The sequence below is a fragment of the Amycolatopsis sp. NPDC051061 genome, from assembly GCF_040682935.1.
In the GTDB taxonomy this organism is placed as follows: Bacteria; Actinomycetota; Actinomycetes; order Mycobacteriales; family Pseudonocardiaceae; genus Amycolatopsis.
The window spans coordinates 126289-142936 of sequence record NZ_JBFBBZ010000016.1 but is presented as its reverse complement, the minus strand read 5'-3'; the positions used below and the strand labels follow the sequence as shown (position 1 = coordinate 142936).

20 protein-coding genes are annotated in these 16648 nt (G+C 71.3%); 12 read left to right on the top strand and 8 right to left on the bottom strand.

The annotated features are described in order from the left end of the window. Positions 1-40: 40 nt before the first annotated feature. Positions 41-244, bottom strand: a complete 204-nt coding sequence (locus AB0N03_RS23045) for a hypothetical protein (RefSeq protein ID WP_364375172.1) — start codon at positions 242-244, stop codon at positions 41-43. Positions 245-448: 204 nt separating this feature from the next. Between AB0N03_RS23045 and AB0N03_RS23040 the strand changes: the two genes are divergently transcribed. Then, entirely contained in the window at positions 449-1672 is a 1224-nt protein-coding gene (locus AB0N03_RS23040; protein ID WP_364375169.1) for an FAD-dependent oxidoreductase, read from the top strand. Here the strand turns inward: AB0N03_RS23040 and AB0N03_RS23035 are convergent. Beyond that, entirely contained in the window at positions 1665-2390 is a 726-nt protein-coding gene (locus AB0N03_RS23035) for a MerR family transcriptional regulator (protein WP_364375166.1), read from the bottom strand. The genes AB0N03_RS23040 and AB0N03_RS23035 overlap by 8 nt on opposite strands. A 55-nt stretch (positions 2391-2445) precedes the next feature. Between AB0N03_RS23035 and AB0N03_RS23030 the strand changes: the two genes are divergently transcribed. Then, a complete protein-coding gene (locus AB0N03_RS23030; RefSeq protein ID WP_364375163.1) occupies positions 2446-2703 on the top strand; it encodes a hypothetical protein in 258 nt (85 codons plus the stop codon). On the opposite strand, the gene AB0N03_RS23025 is transcribed toward AB0N03_RS23030, so the two are convergent. Then, entirely contained in the window at positions 2700-3899 is a 1200-nt protein-coding gene (locus tag AB0N03_RS23025; RefSeq protein ID WP_364375160.1) for a multidrug effflux MFS transporter, read from the bottom strand. The two genes, AB0N03_RS23030 and AB0N03_RS23025, sit on opposite strands and share 4 nt — an antisense overlap. A 203-nt stretch (positions 3900-4102) precedes the next feature. Between AB0N03_RS23025 and AB0N03_RS23020 the strand changes: the two genes are divergently transcribed. The 6 genes from AB0N03_RS23020 to AB0N03_RS22995 are packed head-to-tail and all read left to right on the top strand — an operon-like array spanning position 4103 to position 10617. After that, positions 4103-4954 carry a fumarylacetoacetate hydrolase family protein gene (locus AB0N03_RS23020; RefSeq protein WP_364375157.1) on the top strand — a complete coding sequence of 284 codons (852 nt, stop codon included), beginning with the start codon at positions 4103-4105 and terminating at the stop codon, positions 4952-4954. 2 nt (positions 4955-4956) lie between these two features. Further along, a complete protein-coding gene (locus AB0N03_RS23015; RefSeq protein ID WP_364375155.1) occupies positions 4957-6261 on the top strand; it encodes an enolase C-terminal domain-like protein in 1305 nt (434 codons plus the stop codon). Continuing rightward, positions 6254-7006, top strand: coding sequence for an SDR family oxidoreductase (locus AB0N03_RS23010; RefSeq protein ID WP_364375152.1), 753 nt, complete (start codon positions 6254-6256; stop codon positions 7004-7006). Before AB0N03_RS23015 ends, AB0N03_RS23010 begins: the two co-directional genes overlap by 8 nt. A 49-nt stretch (positions 7007-7055) precedes the next feature. After that, a complete protein-coding gene (locus AB0N03_RS23005) occupies positions 7056-8087 on the top strand; it encodes a sugar ABC transporter substrate-binding protein (protein WP_364375349.1) in 1032 nt (343 codons plus the stop codon). Next, positions 8084-9607, top strand: coding sequence for a sugar ABC transporter ATP-binding protein (locus AB0N03_RS23000; RefSeq protein ID WP_364375149.1), 1524 nt, complete (start codon positions 8084-8086; stop codon positions 9605-9607). The genes AB0N03_RS23005 and AB0N03_RS23000 overlap by 4 nt, the downstream gene beginning before the upstream one ends. Then, entirely contained in the window at positions 9604-10617 is a 1014-nt protein-coding gene (locus tag AB0N03_RS22995; protein ID WP_364375146.1) for an ABC transporter permease, read from the top strand. The genes AB0N03_RS23000 and AB0N03_RS22995 overlap by 4 nt, the downstream gene beginning before the upstream one ends. Positions 10618-10662: 45 nt before the next feature. Here the strand turns inward: AB0N03_RS22995 and AB0N03_RS22990 are convergent, their stop codons facing one another. Beyond that, positions 10663-11394: a FadR/GntR family transcriptional regulator gene (locus AB0N03_RS22990; RefSeq protein ID WP_364375143.1), complete on the bottom strand. Its 732-nt coding sequence runs from the start codon at positions 11392-11394 to the stop codon at positions 10663-10665. 81 nt (positions 11395-11475) lie between these two features. Between AB0N03_RS22990 and AB0N03_RS22985 the strand changes: the two genes are divergently transcribed. The 3 genes from AB0N03_RS22985 to AB0N03_RS22975 are packed head-to-tail and all read left to right on the top strand — an operon-like array spanning position 11476 to position 13654. Continuing rightward, complete coding sequence (locus AB0N03_RS22985; RefSeq protein ID WP_364375140.1) at positions 11476-11826, top strand: L-rhamnose mutarotase; 351 nt, start codon at positions 11476-11478, stop codon at positions 11824-11826. A 5-nt stretch (positions 11827-11831) separates the two neighbouring features. Next, positions 11832-12800 carry an aldo/keto reductase gene (locus AB0N03_RS22980; RefSeq protein ID WP_364375137.1) on the top strand — a complete coding sequence of 323 codons (969 nt, stop codon included), beginning with the start codon at positions 11832-11834 and terminating at the stop codon, positions 12798-12800. Continuing rightward, positions 12797-13654: an amidohydrolase family protein gene (locus tag AB0N03_RS22975; RefSeq protein ID WP_364375134.1), complete on the top strand. Its 858-nt coding sequence runs from the start codon at positions 12797-12799 to the stop codon at positions 13652-13654. Before AB0N03_RS22980 ends, AB0N03_RS22975 begins: the two co-directional genes overlap by 4 nt. 31 nt (positions 13655-13685) lie before the next feature. Here the strand turns inward: AB0N03_RS22975 and shbA are convergent, their stop codons facing one another. The 4 genes from shbA to AB0N03_RS22955 form a co-directional block, all read right to left on the bottom strand. Next, entirely contained in the window at positions 13686-14342 is a 657-nt protein-coding gene (gene shbA / locus AB0N03_RS22970) for an RNA polymerase sigma factor ShbA (RefSeq protein WP_364375131.1), read from the bottom strand. A 254-nt stretch (positions 14343-14596) separates the two neighbouring features. After that, the gene (locus AB0N03_RS22965; RefSeq protein ID WP_364375128.1) at positions 14597-14893 is read right to left on the bottom strand and encodes a DUF202 domain-containing protein; all 297 of its coding nucleotides are present in this window, start codon (positions 14891-14893) and stop codon (positions 14597-14599) included. A 295-nt stretch (positions 14894-15188) separates the two neighbouring features. After that, a complete protein-coding gene (locus AB0N03_RS22960; RefSeq protein ID WP_364375126.1) occupies positions 15189-15542 on the bottom strand; it encodes a DUF202 domain-containing protein in 354 nt (117 codons plus the stop codon). Between the two features lie 11 nt (positions 15543-15553). Then, positions 15554-16033 carry a GtrA family protein gene (locus tag AB0N03_RS22955; protein ID WP_364375123.1) on the bottom strand — a complete coding sequence of 160 codons (480 nt, stop codon included), beginning with the start codon at positions 16031-16033 and terminating at the stop codon, positions 15554-15556. Between the two features lie 141 nt (positions 16034-16174). Here AB0N03_RS22955 and AB0N03_RS22950 point away from each other — a divergent pair, with 141 nt between their 5' ends. Next, on the top strand, positions 16175-16570 hold the full coding sequence (locus tag AB0N03_RS22950; RefSeq protein ID WP_364375120.1) for a hypothetical protein: 396 nt from the start codon (positions 16175-16177) through the stop codon (positions 16568-16570). Positions 16571-16648 lie beyond the last annotated feature (78 nt).

The following is a 16648-nucleotide window of genomic DNA, read 5'->3' as shown; positions in this document are numbered from 1 at the left end:
CTACTGAAAAGTAGGAACGGTAGTTGTCAGTGTCTCCGGCTCACGGGTCGGCCGTCTCGTCCGCCGTCGCGACGACGGCGTCGCGCAGGGCGGCGCGCAGCCGTCCGACGTCGAGCGGACCGAGTACCGCGGCCTCGCCCGGCGGCGCGACCAGCACCACCTTGTCCTGACTGACGAACACCGTCACGTCCCTGCGCCGGCCGGCCAGATCCCGGCAGCCCACCGACCATTCGCCCCGACTCATGGTCGCCGCCCTCCGTTAATCCTCGTGGTCGTGCTCCGTGCGAGGGTGGGAGCCGGGCGCGGAGGCGCTATGACGCCGGTTCACCCGATCTGCCTACTCGCGGGTTTTCTCTTGCGCTTCGCGGATTTCCGGCGTATCCCCCGGTCGTGGCGGGGGCCGTTCGGGAGTACCGTCCGCACCGACTCGTCGACGTGGAGGTCACTGATGCCGGAGCCACGGAAGATCGTCATCGTCGGTGCGGGCCTGGGCGGCGCGTCGGCCGCGGCCGCGGTGCGCGAACGCGGCTACACCGGCGAAGTCCTGCTGATGGGCGCCGACCCGCACCGGCCGTACGAGCTGCCGCCGTTGTCGAAGGGCGTGCTGCTCGGCACCGCCGACGAGCCCGACTGGGTGCACGAAGAGAAGTACTACGCGGAGCACGACATCCGGTTCAGCCCCGGCGTCACGGCGACCCGGCTCGAGCTGGGCGCGCGGCTGGTGCTGGACGACGCGGGCGGCGAGCACCGCTACGACCGGCTCGTGCTGGCGACCGGTTCGCGCCCGCGCACGCTCCCGGTGCCCGGCGGCGACCTGCCCGGGCTGTACACGCTGCGCAGCCTCGACGACTCGCTCAAGCTGCGGTCGGCGTTCGCCGAGGCGGAGCGCGTGGTGATCGTCGGCGCCGGCTGGCTCGGGTCGGAAGCCGCCGCGGCGGCCCGCACGCACCACGCCGACGTGACGGTCGTGGACCCGGTTCCGGTGCCCCTGGCGAACGTCGTCGGCGAGACGGTCGGCGGGGTGTTCCGGGACCTGCACGTCTCGAACGGCGTGCACTACCGCTTGGGCGAGCAGGTCGCCGAGATCACGGGCGGCCCGGACGGCGTCCGCGGCGTCCGGCTGACCGGCGGCGAAGAGCTGACGGCGGACGTGGTCCTGATCGCGGTCGGCGCGGCACCCCGGGTGGAGCTGGCCCACGCGGCGGGCCTGGAGCTGGCCGACGACGGCGGGGTGTGCGTGGACGCGGGCCTGCGCACGGCGGCCCCGGACGTGTACGCGGTGGGTGACATCGCGGCCCACTTCCACCCGCGCTACGGGCGCCGGATCCGCGTGGAGCACTGGGCGAACGCGAAGGACCAGGGCGCGCACGTGGCGCAGAACCTGCTGGGGGAGAACGAGCCCTTCCTCCGATCGCCGTACTTCTTCACGGACCAGTACGACCTGGGGTGCGAGTATCGGGGGCTGGCGGACCCGGCGGTGGACGAGCTGGTGGTGCGGGGAGACCTGGCGTCCCGCGAGTTCACGGCGTTCTGGCTGCGCGACGGCGAGGTGTCGGCGGCGATGAACGTGAACATGTGGGACGACGGGGATGCGCTGGGAGCGCTCGTGGACGGGCGCGCGAAGGTGACGGCGGAGCAGCTCAAGACGGCGGATCTGGCGTCGCTCAGCTGACGCCCAGCCGCTTCCGGAGCAAGGTGTCGAGCCGCCGCCACGCCGGCGACGACGCGTTCACCGCTCCCTGCACCAACGCCGGGATCGCCGAACCTCGGTCGTACTCGGGTAAATCCGTCCCGTAGCGGTCGCGAGTCGCCGAGACGATCCTCTCGGCGAGCGCGTCGACGCGCCGGTCGTCCGGAGGCACGTCGTGCAGCCGGTCGTACTCGAGAACTACCGACAGCAGCGCCGGATCGGTCAGGATCGCGGCTTGGTCCTGGAAAGACGCCCGAGCCGTCGACGGCTCGGTGGCGAACACCAGCAGCCACAAGTCGTTCTGCAGCGCCACCCAGCGCTCGCTGAACCCCAGGGCGGCCAAGCCGGACAGGTGGTCCACGACGTCGGCGGGCAGCGCGGACAGCCGGCCGTCGGCCAGCTGCCGGAGCCGTTCGCGGGTGGCGCGGAGGCTGTCGATCCGAGCGGACAGGTCGTCGTCGATCTGCTGGAGCGCGGAACGGAGCCCGCCGCCGGAGCGAAGCTCGCGGATGCGCGCCAGGGGTACCCCGGCCTCGGCCAGCGTGCGGATCTTGATCAGCTCGACGGCGTCGGCCGCGCTGTAGCGCCGGTAGCCGGACGCGTCGCGCGGCGGCTCCGGGAGGAGGCCCTTCGCGTGGTAGACGCGGATCGTCTTGGCCGTCACCCCGACGTACCCGGCGAGCTGTCCGATGGTGAGCACCCGGCCATCGTCGCACTTGACCTTGCCCCTGGGGCAAGGTTGCAGGATGGCCGGCATGGCGGACTACGAGACCCTGCGCGCGCTGGCCGACGAGGGCAACGAAACGGCGCTCGACCGGCTCGCCGACCTCGCGGACGCCCGCGGGGACGTCGAGGAGCTGAGCGAGCTGCTGGACGAAGGCTGCGAACGCGCCGGGGTCCTGCTCACCCGGCGCGCGGTCGCGGCGAAAGACCTGCTGGAGCTGCAGCGCATCGCGGACGCGGGCTACGACGGTGCCGGCGAGGAACTCGAACGGCTGCTGGCGAAACCCTAGGCGCGGCGCGTCAGGACCAGAAACGCGATCAGGGCCAGCGAAGCGAACCCGGCCATCGTCGCGGCCATCGGCACCGCGGTCCCCGGTCCGCCCAGCCCGACCAGCGGCGTCGCCACCGCGCCCACCACGAACTGCAGCACCCCCAGCAACGCCGACGCCGCGCCCGCGGACCGAGCGTGCGATGCCAGCGCCAGCGAGCTGGCGTTCGGCATGACCAAACCGATGCTCGACACCAGCAGGAACAACGCCACCAGCAGCACCGGCAACGGCAGCCGTGCCCAGGCGGAAAGCAACACGAAAGCCCCGCCGAAGACCCCGAGCAGCAGCCCGGACCGGAGCAGCGCCCGCTCGGACACCCGCCCCACGAGCCGCCCGTTGAGCTGGCCCGCCAGCACGATCCCGACGCCGTTCACGCCGAACACCACGCTGTACGCCTGCGGGCTGAGCCCGTACACCCCCTGCAACGCGAACGACGAGCCCGAGATGTAGGCGAACATCGACGCGAACAGCAGTCCGGACGCCAGCGCATACCCCGCGAACGAACGGTCCAGGGCCAGCCGCCCGTAGGTCCGCATCACCTGGCCGAGCCGCGCCGGCGACCGCGAAGAAGACGGCTCCGGGAAGAAGAACACCACCACGGCCAGCAGCAGCGCGCCGAACGCCGTCAGCACCACGAACACCCCGCGCCACGACGTCCAGTTCAGCAGCTGCCCGCCGATCAGCGGCGCCAGGATCGGGGCCAGCCCGCTCACCAGCATCAGCGTCGAGAAGAACTTCGTCATCGCGGTGCCGGAGAACAGGTCGCGCACCGTGGCCCGGGCGATCACGATGCCGGCCGCCGCGCCGAGGGACTGCACGCCGCGCGCCGCGACCAGCAGCCACGCGTCGGGGCTCACCGCGCACAACACCGAACCCACGACGTACAGCACCAAGCCCACCAGCAGCGGGCGACGGCGTCCCAGCGCGTCGGACAGCGGTCCGAGCACGAGCTGGCCTAGGGCCAGGCCGACGATGAACGCGCTGAGGGTCAGCTGGACCGTCGTGTCCGCCGCGTGGAGGTCCTCGGCCATCCGCGGCAGCGCGGGCAGGTACATGTCGATCGACAGTGGCCCGAACGCCGAGAGACCACCGAGGACGAGGACGAACTTCAGCTGCGCCCGCCTGCTCGTCGCGGTACGTTCCGCCGTGCCGGTCATGCGCCTCCTCGGGTCCCTGACTCCGACCAGCGACGCGGTGACCTGCGCTATTCCGGCTGTGAGCCGTGACACCCCGTGCTCAAACTAGCACTGAACCGGTACTGATCGGATCAATTTCCGGTCGATTGCGTGGCGGCTCTGGATCGACGACCCTGACTGCGATATACATCGGATGTCTGGTCGAGCGGGTGAAGGGAAAATCCGTGCAGCTTGTGCGTCTCGGGGAGCCGGGAAGTGAGCGTCCGTTCGTGCGTGCCGACGACGGCACGACCTACGAGCTGGGCGGCCTGACCGCCGACATCGACGGCGGTTTCCTCGCCACCGGCGGCGTCGCCCGCGTGGCCGCCGCGCTCGCCGCCGGCGAACTGCCGAAGGCGGACGTCGACGGCCTGCGCGCCGGATCGCCCATCGCCCAGCCCGGCAAGGTCGTCTGCATCGGCATGAACTACCGCCGCCACGCCGAAGAAACCGGCGCGACGCCGCCGACCGAGCCCGTTGTCTTCATGAAGGCGCCGGACGTCGTGGTCGGCCCCGGCGACGACGTCCTCATCCCGCGCGGGTCGGTCAGCACCGACTGGGAGGTCGAGCTCGGCGTCGTCATCGGCAAGACCGCGCGCTACCTCGACAACGTCGGCGAAGCCCTCGAGCACGTCGCCGGCTACGTCGTCTCCAACGACGTTTCCGAGCGTGCGCTGCAGTTCCGCACCGCCCAGTGGGACAAGGGCAAGTCCTGCGAGAACTTCAACCCGCTCGGCCCGGCGCTGGTGCCCGCGGCCGAGGTGCTGGACCCGCAGGACCTCGGTCTCCGCCTGTGGATCAACGGCGAGAAGAAGCAGGATTCGAGCACCAAGGACATGATCTTCTCCGTGGCCGAGATCATCCACCACCTCAGCCAGGTCATGGTGCTGCGGCCGGGCGACCTGATCAACACCGGCACCCCGGAGGGCGTCGCGCTCGGGCAGCCGGATCCCAAGCCCTACCTGCGCGACGGCGACGTCATCGAGCTGGAGATCGACGGTCTCGGCCGGCAGCGCCAGACCGCGAGGCAGGCCTGAGCATGGCGAAGATCATCGGCATGGAGGTCCTCGACGTCCGGTTCCCGACGTCGCGGGAGCTGGACGGCTCGGACGCCATGAACCCCGACCCGGACTACTCCGCCGCCTACGTCGTCCTCCACACCGACGGCGGCCCGGACGGCTACGGGCTCGCGTTCACCATCGGGCGCGGCAACGACGTCCAGGCCGCCGCGATCCGCGCGCTCGCGCCGCACGTCGTCGGCCGGGACGTCCCGGAGGACGCGGCCGCGCTCGGCGACCTGTCGCGCACGCTCGTCGGCGACTCGCAGTTCCGCTGGCTGGGCCCGGAAAAGGGGGTCGCGCACATGGCCGTCGGCGCGGTGGTCAACGCCGCCTGGGACCTCGCCGCGCGCCGCGCCAGGCTGCCGGTCTGGCAGTTCGCGGCGCGGATGACGCCCGAGGAACTCGTGTCCTTGGTCGACTTCCGCTACCTGAGCGACGCGCTCACCGAGGCCGAAGCCCTGGACATCCTGCGGCGCGCGGAACCCGGCCGCGCCGAACGGACGAAGCAGCTCGAAGAGCACGGCTACCGCGCCTACAGCACGTCGCCCGGCTGGCTCGGGTACGCCGACGCGAAGCTGGTCCGGCTGGCCGAACAGGCCGTCGCCGACGGCTTCGAGATGATCAAGCTCAAGGTCGGCGGCAACCTCGAGGACGACGTCCGCCGCATGAAGCTCGCCCGCGAGACCGTCGGTGACGGCATCCGGATCGCCGTCGACGCCAACCAGCGCTGGGATGTCCAGGCCGCGGTCGACTGGATGACCGAGCTGGCGCCGTACGACCCGTACTGGATCGAAGAACCGACCTCGCCGGACGACATCCTCGGCCACGCGGCCATCGCGAAGGCGCTGGCCCCCATCCGCGTCGCCACCGGCGAGCACGTCCAGAACCGGGTGGTCTTCAAGCAGCTGCTGCAGGCGAACGCGATCTCGGTGCTGCAGCTGGACGCGGCCCGCGTCGGCGGGTTCAACGAGAACCTGGCGATCCTGCTGCTGGCCGCCAAGTTCGGCGTCCCGGTGTGCCCGCACGCCGGCGGGGTCGGGCTCTGCGAGCTCGTCCGGCACCTCTCGATGTTCGACTTCGTGGCGGTGTCCGGCACCGACGCGGACCGCTCCATCGAGTGGGTCGACCACCTGCACGAGCACTTCACCGACCCGGCCGTCGTCGAGCGCGGCCGGTACCTCGCCCCGACCGCCCCCGGGTTCTCCGCGCGCATGCACGACGCCACGTTGCGCCGGTTCCGCTTCCCGGACGGTCCCGAGTGGACGGAGACCGCAAGTGAGTGAATTCGAGGGCCTGGTGGCCGCCGTCACCGGAGGCGCCTCGGGGATCGGCCTCGCCGCTGCCACCCTGCTTGCCGAACGCGGCGCGCAGGTGGCGGTCCTCGACCTCAAGCCGGAGGGCACGCCGTTCGCCGGCTTCCGCTGCGACGTGAGTTCGGACGGCGAGGTGACGTCGGCGATCGACGCCGTCGTGGAACGCTTCGGGCGCCTCGACATCCTCGTCAACAACGCCGGGATCGGTGCGCAAGGCGACGTCACGGCCAACGACGACGACGAGTGGCACCGCGTGTTCGACGTCAACGTCGTCGGCATGGTCCGGCTCGCGCGGGCCGCGCTGCCGCACCTCAAGAACTCGCCGTCCGCGGTGATCGTGAACACCTGCTCGATCGCGGCCTGGGCCGGCCTGCCCAACCGCGCGCTCTACTCGACCACCAAGGGCGCGGTGCTCTCGCTGACCCTGGCCATGGCGACCGACCACCTGCCGGACCGGATCCGCGTCAACTGCGTGTGCCCCGGGACGGCGGACACCCCCTGGGTGGGCCGCCTGCTCGACGCCGCCGACGACCCGGCGGCCGAACGCGCGGCCCTCGCGGCGCGCCAGCCGATGGGCCGGCTGGTCACCGCCGACGAGGTCGCGAACGCGATCGCCTACCTGGCGAGCCCGCTGTCCGCGTCGACCACCGGTACCGCCCTCGCGGTCGACGGTGGGATGTACGGCCTGCGCCCCCGTGGCCCGGTCCAGCAGTAACCAAGACTTGATTTCCGCTGTCATCAAGGAGGATGCGGTGCGTAACAGGGTGATCCAGGTGGCCACCACGGCTGCTGTCTGCGGCCTCGTGCTGGCCGCCTGCGGGTCCACTAAGGACAATGTGGCCGCGCCCAGTGCGGGTGGCGGCGCCGGCGGCAAGGTCGGGGCGACGCTGCCGCTGCTGACCTCGCCGTTCTGGCAGGCCTACAACAACTACGTGCCGCAGATGGCGAAGTCCGAGGGCGTCGACGTCCTCCCGACCGTCAACGCGGACAGCGACCCGGCGAAGCTGATCACCGACATCGGCACCTTCCTCAACCAGGGCGTCAAGGGCCTGGTCGTGACGCCGCTCGACTCGGCCGCCATCGTCGCCGGGCTCAAGCAGGCCGAGAACAAGGGCGTGCCGGTGGTCGCGGTCGACGTCGCTCCCGAGAGCGGCAAGGTCGCGATGGTGGTGCGGGCCGACAACAAGGCCTACGGCACCAAGGCCTGCGACGCGATCGGCGAGAAGGTCAAGTCCGGCAAGGTCGTCCAGATCCAGGGTGACCTCGCGTCGGTCAACGGCCGCGACCGTTCGGAGGCCTTCAAGGCCTGCATGGCGCAGAAGTACCCCGGCATCCAGGTGCTGGACATCCCGGCCGAGTGGAAGGCCGACAAGGCGTCTTCCGGCCTGGACAGCATGCTGACGGCGAACCCGGACATCAAGGGCGTCTACATGCAGGCCGGCGGCGTCTACCTCGCCCCGACCCAGCAGGCGCTCAAGCGCAAGAACCTCTCCTTCCCGGTCGGCGACCCGAAGCACATCGTGCTCGTGTCCAACGACGGCATCCCGCAGGAGCTGGCCGCGATCCGCGCCGGCGAACTCGACGCCACGGTGTCGCAGCCGGCCGACGCCTACGCGAAGTACGGCCTCTACTGGCTGAAGAAGGCCATGGCCGGCGAGACGTTCAAGCCGGGCCCGACCGACCACGGCAGCACCATCGTCGAGATCAGCCCCGGCATCCTCGAGGACCAGCTGCCCGCGCCCGTCATCACCAAGGCCAACGTGGACGACAAGGCCCTTTGGGGGAACAACCTGTGACCGCGCTGCCCGCCGGCGAATCCGCCGTCCCGGTGGTCAGCGCCGTAGGAGTCGGAAAGCGCTACGGCCCGACCGTGGCGCTGCACGACGTCAGTCTCACCGTGCACCCCGGCGAGTCGCACGCGCTCGTCGGGCGCAACGGGGCCGGCAAGTCGACGCTCGTCACCATCCTCACCGGGCTGTCCGCGACGGACACCGGGCACGTCGAGTTCGGCGGCGCGCCGGCCCCGCCCCTGACCAGGCAGGACGACTGGAAGGCGCGCGTCGCCTGCGTGTACCAGCACGCGATGGTCGTCCCGCAGCTCACGGTCGCCGAGAACCTGTTCCTCAACCGGCAGGCGGGCGGCGGGTTCGCCATCGGCTGGAAGTCGCTGCGGCGCAAGGCCCGCGAGCTGCTCGACTCGTGGGACGTGCACGTCGACGTCGACACCCCGGCCGGCGAGCTGTCGGTCGAGGACCGGCAGTTCGTCGAGATCGCCCGCGCCCTGTCCTACGGCGCCCGGTTCATCGTCCTCGACGAGCCGACCGCGCAGCTGGACAGCCAGGCCATCGAGCGGCTCTTCGAGCGGATGCGCCAGATGCAGGCGGGCGGGGTGACGTTCCTGTTCATCTCGCACCACCTGCACGAGGTGTACGAGGTCTGCCAGGCCGTCACGGTCCTGCGCGATGCGAAGCACGTGCTCACCGCGCCGGTGTCGGAGGTCGGCCGGGCCGAGCTGGTCGACGCGATGACCGGCGAACCCGGCGGCCTGTCGGTCCGCGACGCCGCTTCCCGGGAGTCACTGGAAGCCGACGCCGCGGAGATCCTGGCGGTCGACGGGCTCTCCGGCGACGGCTTCCGCGACGTTTCCTTCCGGCTGCGCCGGGGCGAGGTCGTCGGGTTCGCGGGCAGCAACGCCAGCGGGAAGCACCAGGTCGCCGAGACGGTCTACGGCCTGCGGACGCCGTCGGCGGGCACGATCCGCGTCGACGGCTCGCCGCTGCGGCCGGGCGACATCCCGGCGGCGCTGCGGGCGGGGATCGGGTGCGTGCCCCGCGACCGGCACCACGAAGGCCTGGTGCTGGAGCACTCGATCGCCGACAACGCCACCTTGTCCATTCTGGGCAAGCTGGGCCGCGGCGGGATCGCGTCACCGTCCGCCCGGCACGCCAAGGCGTCCCAGGCTTTGCGGGACTACGACATCGTGGCCGCGGGGGCCGAGCAGCCGGTGTCCGACCTGTCCGGCGGCAACCAGCAGAAAGTCGTGCTGGCCCGGGCCCTGATCGGCGACCCGCGGGTGGTCGTGCTGATCAACCCGACCGCCGGGGTGGACGTGAAGTCGAAGGAGGCGCTGCTCGCGGTCGTCGACCGGGTGCGCGCCGAGGGCAAGGCGGTGCTGATCGTCAGCGACGAGCTCGACGACCTGCGCCTGAGCGACCGGGTCCTGGTGCTGCGCGCCGGGGCCGTGGTCGCCGAACACCAGGCCGGGTGGTCCGACGGCGACCTCGTGGCCGACATCGAAGGAGTCGAGCTTTCGTGACCGACGTGATGACCTCTCCGCAGACGGAGCTGCCCGCGCCACCACGGCGCCGGAAAGCCGGCTGGCTGCGTGAACTCGCCCTGCTGCCCGCGCTCATCGTGGTGTTCGTCATCGGCGGCCTGGTCGACGACACCTTCGTCGGCTGGAGCAACATCGTCAGCATCCTGACCGCGTCGGCGGCGCTGTCGCTGGTCGTGCTCGGCGAGTCGCTGGTGCTGATCACCGGGAAGTTCGACCTGTCGCTCGAATCGACGATGGGCCTGGCGCCCGCGCTCGGCGCGATGGTGGTCATCCCGGCGGCGTCGGCCGGCTTCGGCATGGAGCTGCCCGCCGCGATCGGCCTGCTGGTGATCCCGCTGTGCGGCGCGCTCGTCGGGTTCGTCAACGGCTTCCTGATCGTGAAGCTGAAGCTGAACGCCTTCATCGTGACGCTGGCGATGCTGACCGTGCTGCGCGGTGTCCAGGTCGGGTCGACCAAGGGCAAGACGCTGTTCAACCTGCCCGACTCGTTCACGGACCTCGCGACGACGACGTTCCTCGGGCTGCCGATGTCGGTCTGGCTCGCCGCGGTGCTGTTCGCGGTCGCCGGCTGGGTGCTGCGCTACCACCGCGTCGGCCGCGCGCTGTACGCGATCGGCGGCAACCGCGAAGCCGCGCGAGCCGCCGGTGTCCGCGTCGACCGGATCGCGTGGGCGGTGTTCGTCGTCGCCGGGATCCTCGCGGCGATCGGCGGGCTCGCGTACACGGGCTACGTCGGCGCTCTGGGCGCGAACCAGGGCTCCGGGCTGATCCTGCAGGTGTTCGCGGCCGCGGTGATCGGCGGCGTCTCGCTCGACGGCGGCAAGGGCACCCTGGTCGGTGCCCTCACCGGCGTCCTGCTGCTGTCGTCGGTGTCGAGCCTGCTCAACTACGCGCACGTGACGGCGGAGTGGCAGGGCGCGATCTACGGCGCCATCATCCTGGTCGCGCTGATCATCGCCCGGTACGCGGGTGGAAAGCCCCAAACCTGACGCACGCGCTGTGATCGTCGGACCACTGCGAGGAGAAAGAGCGTGTCAGGAGGCTTCCGCGGCCGGCTCGGCGTCCGAGTCGGGCACTGTCGGGTCGTCCGCGGTGCCGAGGGCGTTGCGCAGCCACTGCTCCACGCCCGCGACGTGCACGGTCGCCCAGGAGCGCGCCAGTTCCGGCTCGCGCGCCGCGATCGCGTCGTAGATCGCCGAGTGCTGCTCCCGGGTCTTCGCGACCGCGCCCTCCTGGGTGAGGCCGCGCCAGATCCGGGCGCGCGCCGTCGGCCCGGAGAGGCTGTCGAGCAGCGAGCAGAGCACGGGGTTGCCGGAGCCGTCGGCGATCTTGCGGTGGAACTGCAGGTCGTTGGCGACCAGCGCCTCGACGGTCGGCGAGTCCTCCAGCTCCCCGAGCAGCTGGCCCAGCTCGGTGATGTCGTCGTCGCTCATGTGCAACGCGGCCAGCGCGGTCGCGGCCGGCTCGAGGATCCGCCGCACGGCGAGGAAGTCGAGCACGGTGTCGTCGCGGTGGAAGTCGACCACGAACGTCATCGCGTCGAGCAGCAGGTTCGGCTCGAGGCTGGTGACGTACGTGCCGTCGCCCTGGCGGACGTCGAGCACCCGGATCAGGCACAACGCCTTGACGGCCTCCCGCAGGGAGCTGCGCGAGAGCCCGAGCCGCTGGGCCAGCTCGGCCTCCTTCGGCAGCCGGTCGCCCGGCGCCAGCTCGCCGGAGATGATCATGTCCTTGATCTTGTCGATCGCGACATCGGTGACGGGCATCGTGTCCGCCCTTCCCTGCAACAGACCTCGGATGTTTCGGTGTTCCTCCCCAGCGTGCCATGTCCCGGCGAAGGAGTGGTGATGACCCACGGACCCGCACCGCACAGTGTCTCCAAAAGAGTGGCGCTCCATACTCGGCTGAAGCCGGGCAAGGAGGCCGAGTACGAGTCCGTCCACGCGGTCATCCCGCCCGAGCTGGACGTCGCTCTCCGGGAGGCCGGCGTTCGCACCTGGCGGATCTGGCGTAACGGACTCGACCTGTTTCACGTCGTCGAAGTCGACGACTACGCGGCGATGCGGGCGGCGTTGCGGGACCACCCCGCGAACCTCCCGTGGCAGGCCCGGATGGCCGAGCTGCTGGCCGTCGAAGACGACTACTCCGGCGACGACACCGGCATCGGGCTGGTCTGGGAACTGCCGGTGAAGGAGTGACGGCGTTGCAACCCTCCCTGTCCCCGCTGGGCCTCGGCTGCGCGCAGCTGGGCAACCTCTACCACGCGATCAGCGACGAGACCGCGGCCGAGACCGTGCGCCGCGCGTGGGACGAGGGCGTCCGGTACTTCGACACCGCGCCGCACTACGGCCTCGGCCTGTCGGAGACCCGCCTCGGCGCGGCCCTGAGGTCGTATCCGCGCGACGAGTACGTGCTCTCGACGAAGGTCGGCCGCGTACTGGAGCCCAATCCGGACGGCGCGGGCGCGCACGACGACCAGGGCTTCGCCGTCCCGGCCGCGTACAAGCGCCGGTGGGACTTCAGCCGCGACGGCGTCCTGCGCTCCTTCGAGGACAGCCTGACGCGGCTGGGGCTCGACCGCGTCGACATCGTCTACGTCCACGATCCCGACGACCACTTCGAGGAAGCCCTGCGCGGCGCCTTCCCCGCGTTGCGCGAGCTGCGGGACCAGGGCGTGATCGGCGCGTTCGGCGCCGGGATGAACCAGGCGCCGATGCTCACCGAGTTCGTCCGCCGGACCGACCTCGACGTGCTGCTGGTGGCGGGGCGCTACACGCTGCTCGACCAGCCGGCGCTCGACGAACTGCTGCCGCTCTGCCTCGACCGCGGTGTCACCGTCGTGGCCGGCGGCGCGTTCAACGGCGGCATCCTGGCGACCGCCGAGCCGGGCCGCCTCTACGACTACGCCGAAGCCCCGCCGGAGCTGGTCGAACGGGCCGCGCGGATCGCGGCCGTCTGCGCGCGGCACGGCGTCGAGCTGCCGGAAGCGGCGCTGGCGCTGCCGATGGCGCATCCCGCGGTGGCGTCGGTCGTCGTCGGCGCGCATGATCCTTCGCAGGTCAGCGTCAACGCGCGACGCGCTCGGGCCGTCGTGCCGCCCGAGCTGTGGACCGAGCTGGTCGACGCGGGCCTGCTGCGCGCCGACGTCGTCATCGCCGAAGGAGTCTCATGATCGACGCCCACCACCACCTGTGGGACCCGTCTCGGCGCGAGTACCCGTGGATGGCGGGGGAGGCGCTCGACCCGATCCGGCGGCCGTACCCGGTGGACGACCTGCGCGCGGTCACCAAGGCGGCCGGCGTCCACGCGACGGTGCTGGTCCAGACGGTGTCGTCGGTCGAGGAGACTTCGGAGTTCCTCGCGACGGCGTCGGCGGAACCGGTCATCGCGGGCGTCGTCGGCTGGGTGGACCTGGCGGCCCCGGACCTCGTGGACCGGCTGGCCGCCCTTCGCGAGGAGGGTCCGCTGGTCGGGATCCGGCACCAGGTCGAGAGCGAGCCCGACGACGACTGGCTGCTGCGCCCCTCGGTGGTGGCCGGGCTGAGCACGGTGGCGTCGGCGGGCCTGGCGTACGACCTGCTGGTGCGCCCGGCGCAGCTGCCCGCGGCCACCGAACTGGCGTTGCGGCTGCCGGAGCTGCGGCTGGTGCTGGACCACGCGGCGAAACCGCCGATCGCGGCGGGGGAGTGGGAGCCCTGGGCGTCCGGGGTGGCGGCGCTGGCCGCGCGGGACAACGTCGTGTGCAAGCTCTCCGGCCTGGTCACGGAGGCGGACTGGACGGGCTGGGAGGTCGGGCACCTGCGCCGGTACGTCGACCACGTGCTCGACGCGTTCAGCCCGTCGCGAGTCGTGTTCGGATCGGACTGGCCGGTGTGCGAGCTGGCGGCGTCCTACGAGCTGGTCCTGGACGCGGCGATCGCGCTGACCGGCGGGCTTTCCGACGCCGAGCGGCTGGGCGTGTTCGAGCACAACGCCCGCCGCGTCTACGGCTTGGATGCGGGCGGGGAGACCTCTTCCAGGGGGTAAAAGAGGTTTCCCCGCCCGCCGCTGGGGTGGCTCAGAACTCGTCGTCGTGGATCATGCCGCGCAGCCGGGTCAGCGCGCGGTGCTGCGTCACGCGCACGTTGCCCGCGGAGATGCCGAGCGCTTCGGCGGTCTCCTGCGCCGAGAAGCCGACCGCGATGCGCAGGGTCAGGATCTCCTGCTGCACGCGCGGCAGCGAGGCGAGCAGCCGGCCGAGACGAGCGCCGAGGTCGAGGTGCAGCGCGTGGGTCTCGGGCTCGTTGCCGGAGACCAGCGGGCGCTCCGGGAGCTCGGGGACGGGCTCGGAGCGGTCGCGGGCGACGGCCCGGTAGGCGTCGGCGACCTTGTTGGCCGCGATCGCGTGGACGAGGTAGAGGAAGGAGCCGCCGCGGTCCTGATAATCCGGAAGGGCCTTCAACACCGCGAGGCAGACCTCCTGCGCGACGTCGTCGGCCGAGAGGTAGGAGAGGTCGCGGCCGCCCATCCGCGCCCGGCAGTACCGCACCACGACCGGCTCGATCATCTGGAGCAGGCTGTGGATGGCGGCGGGATTGCCCTCGCCCGCGTCCTTGACGAGCGGGTCGAGGTCCTCCTTGGTGAGCCGTCCGCTCGGCCTCGGAGATGACTCCAGAGTGCGATAATCGCGATCGCTGCCGTCGGATTGCTGACTGGTCCTCGTCGGTGCTGTCATGAGTCGTCTCCCCGGCCGACCCTCGACCGTCGCTGCCGGGGGATCAACTCTCTGTGACGTTGTGATCGCAGATACTCCGGGAGACCCGGCCTTGCCTGCGTTCCGTGCGACGCTGGGTAATCGTAAGCACCTCCCGGCCAATCAGTCCAGATTTCAACGACCAATACCCCGTTAGCAGCAGTGACCGTGATGTTCCCGCGACCAGGCCCCGCACATTGCGATTAATCTGTTTCAGGATGTGCCGAGTTCACCCGTCAGTGGAGGATGGCCACGGAAGCGGCAGTCATGGTCACGGCGAGCGACGCGATCGCGGGCAGCGCGGAGCTCATCGCCACCGGCCTGGCGGTGCGCAACGCCCGTTCGCGCCGCGTCGCCACGGCTGCGAGCAGCGCGGATGTGACGGCGGCGAGCAGCACGGGGACCAGGGAGACACCCCAATGGCGCTGGGCGGCGGAGTGCAGGAGAAGTACGGTGCAGGCGGCGGAGGCGAGAGCGGTCCGCCGCCAAGCGAGCCCGGTGCGCTCGGCTTGGGCGCCATCGGGGGTGGTCACGGGGTGGCCCGCTGAGTGATGACGGTACTTCTGACGTCGCGATAATCGCGAAGGCGCGGTATTCGGGCGACGACTGGGGGCCGGGCGGGGTTGGGCCGAATGGCTTGAACGGCTGCCGGAGACGTCTGGCGGGGGTGCTCGGACGGCCTAGCGGCCTGTGCGGTCCGTCGCGGAGTGTGCGGGCTCGGTCCGGCGAAGGTGGGGTTCAAGGGTTGCCGGATCCTCCCGGCCGACGCCGTCCGAACCCGTGCGGTCCGGGTGATCCGCTCGGTCCGGATCGACTGGGCCGCTTCGCTCACGACACCACCAGGAACACCGCTGCCGCCAGGGTCAGCGCCAGCAGGCCCCCCGTCAGCGCCACGATCATCAAGCTCCGCGGCAATGGCTCCCCGGCCCGCATCGCGATCTGGACCCGCCGCCACCGCGGATAGGCCGTCGCGGCCAGCGCCGCCGCCAGTACCACGCACAACCCGGCGAGCACCGCGCCGGCCGTCGCCGGGGCCGGCACCAGCTGGTGCACCGCGACCCCGCCGGCCAGCAACCCCAGCGCCGTGCGGAGCCACGCGAGGAACGTCCGCTCGTTGGCCAGGGTGAAGCGGTAATCCGGTTCACTGCCGCCCTCGTGGGGCGTGATGTCGTCCGAGGCCACGCCTCCAGACGCTAGCCGGTGTGTGCGGCCGTGGCCCCTTCGGCGCGGTGTGCGAACACCCACCAGCGCAGCACCGCGAACCGCACGAACCCGCCGACCAGGCTGGCCAGCAACAGCGTGCCGGTCTCCTCCCACGACGTCGGCCGGTCGACGACGGCGTCCAGGATCGCCAGCACGGCCGAGCCGTACCCGGCGTAGAAGGCGAACGTCAGCAGGTCCTGCAGGTGCCGCTTCCCGGCGTTGCTGGGCCGCCCGGCGAACGTGACGCGGCGGTGGAACTCGGTGTTCCCGATCGTCGTCAGCGCGATCGCGATCAGGTTCGCCACCTGGGAGCCGAGCTCGTCGCGCAGCAGGAGGAACAGAACGGCTTGCACGCCCGTCGTCACGACGCCGGCCACGACGTACCACGCGGCATGCGTGCCGAGCTCGTGGTGCCGTTCCGGATCGGTGGCGAGCAGCCGGTGTCCCGGTGCGCACCTGGTGGTGGCCATGATCCGAACCTACTCTGCGTTCACAAACTTGTGAATATGTTAAACCAGTTGAAGAAATGTGATCCCGATGACACCGCCCGGGTTTGAAGCCCCCGACGCGCCGGGTAGGTCTCCGGCGATGACTACTGCCGGGAGAGACCAGTGACTGAACCGGAAGGCTTGGAACCCAGCGAAGCGCTGGACGAGGACGAGCTGCGCGTGGACCCCCTCGAAGAGGGCATCGAGCCGCCCGAACACTGGAGCGCCGCCGACCGCTTCGGCACCACGCCCAGAGAAGCGCGCGAAGGCGAGCCGATGGACCAGCGCCTCGCCGAAGAGGTGCCGGACACCGAGCCGGAGCCGGTCCCGGAGCGTCCGCTCGCGGCGACCCCGGCCGACGAGCTCGACGAGACCGTCGAGGACGCGCCGGCGGACTTCGAGCAGGTGACGCCGGACGACGAGATCCCGCACCGCCACGCCGACCCTGATCCGCGCGAACAAGCGGACTACGCGGGCGGCTCCGTGGCGGACGCCATCCGCGAGGCGCGGCAGGGCTGATCCGCTCAGACTGCACGCCCGAACGGACACCCCTAGCGTGGGGCACCACAGTGCATCGGACCGCGACGAAGGGAAGGC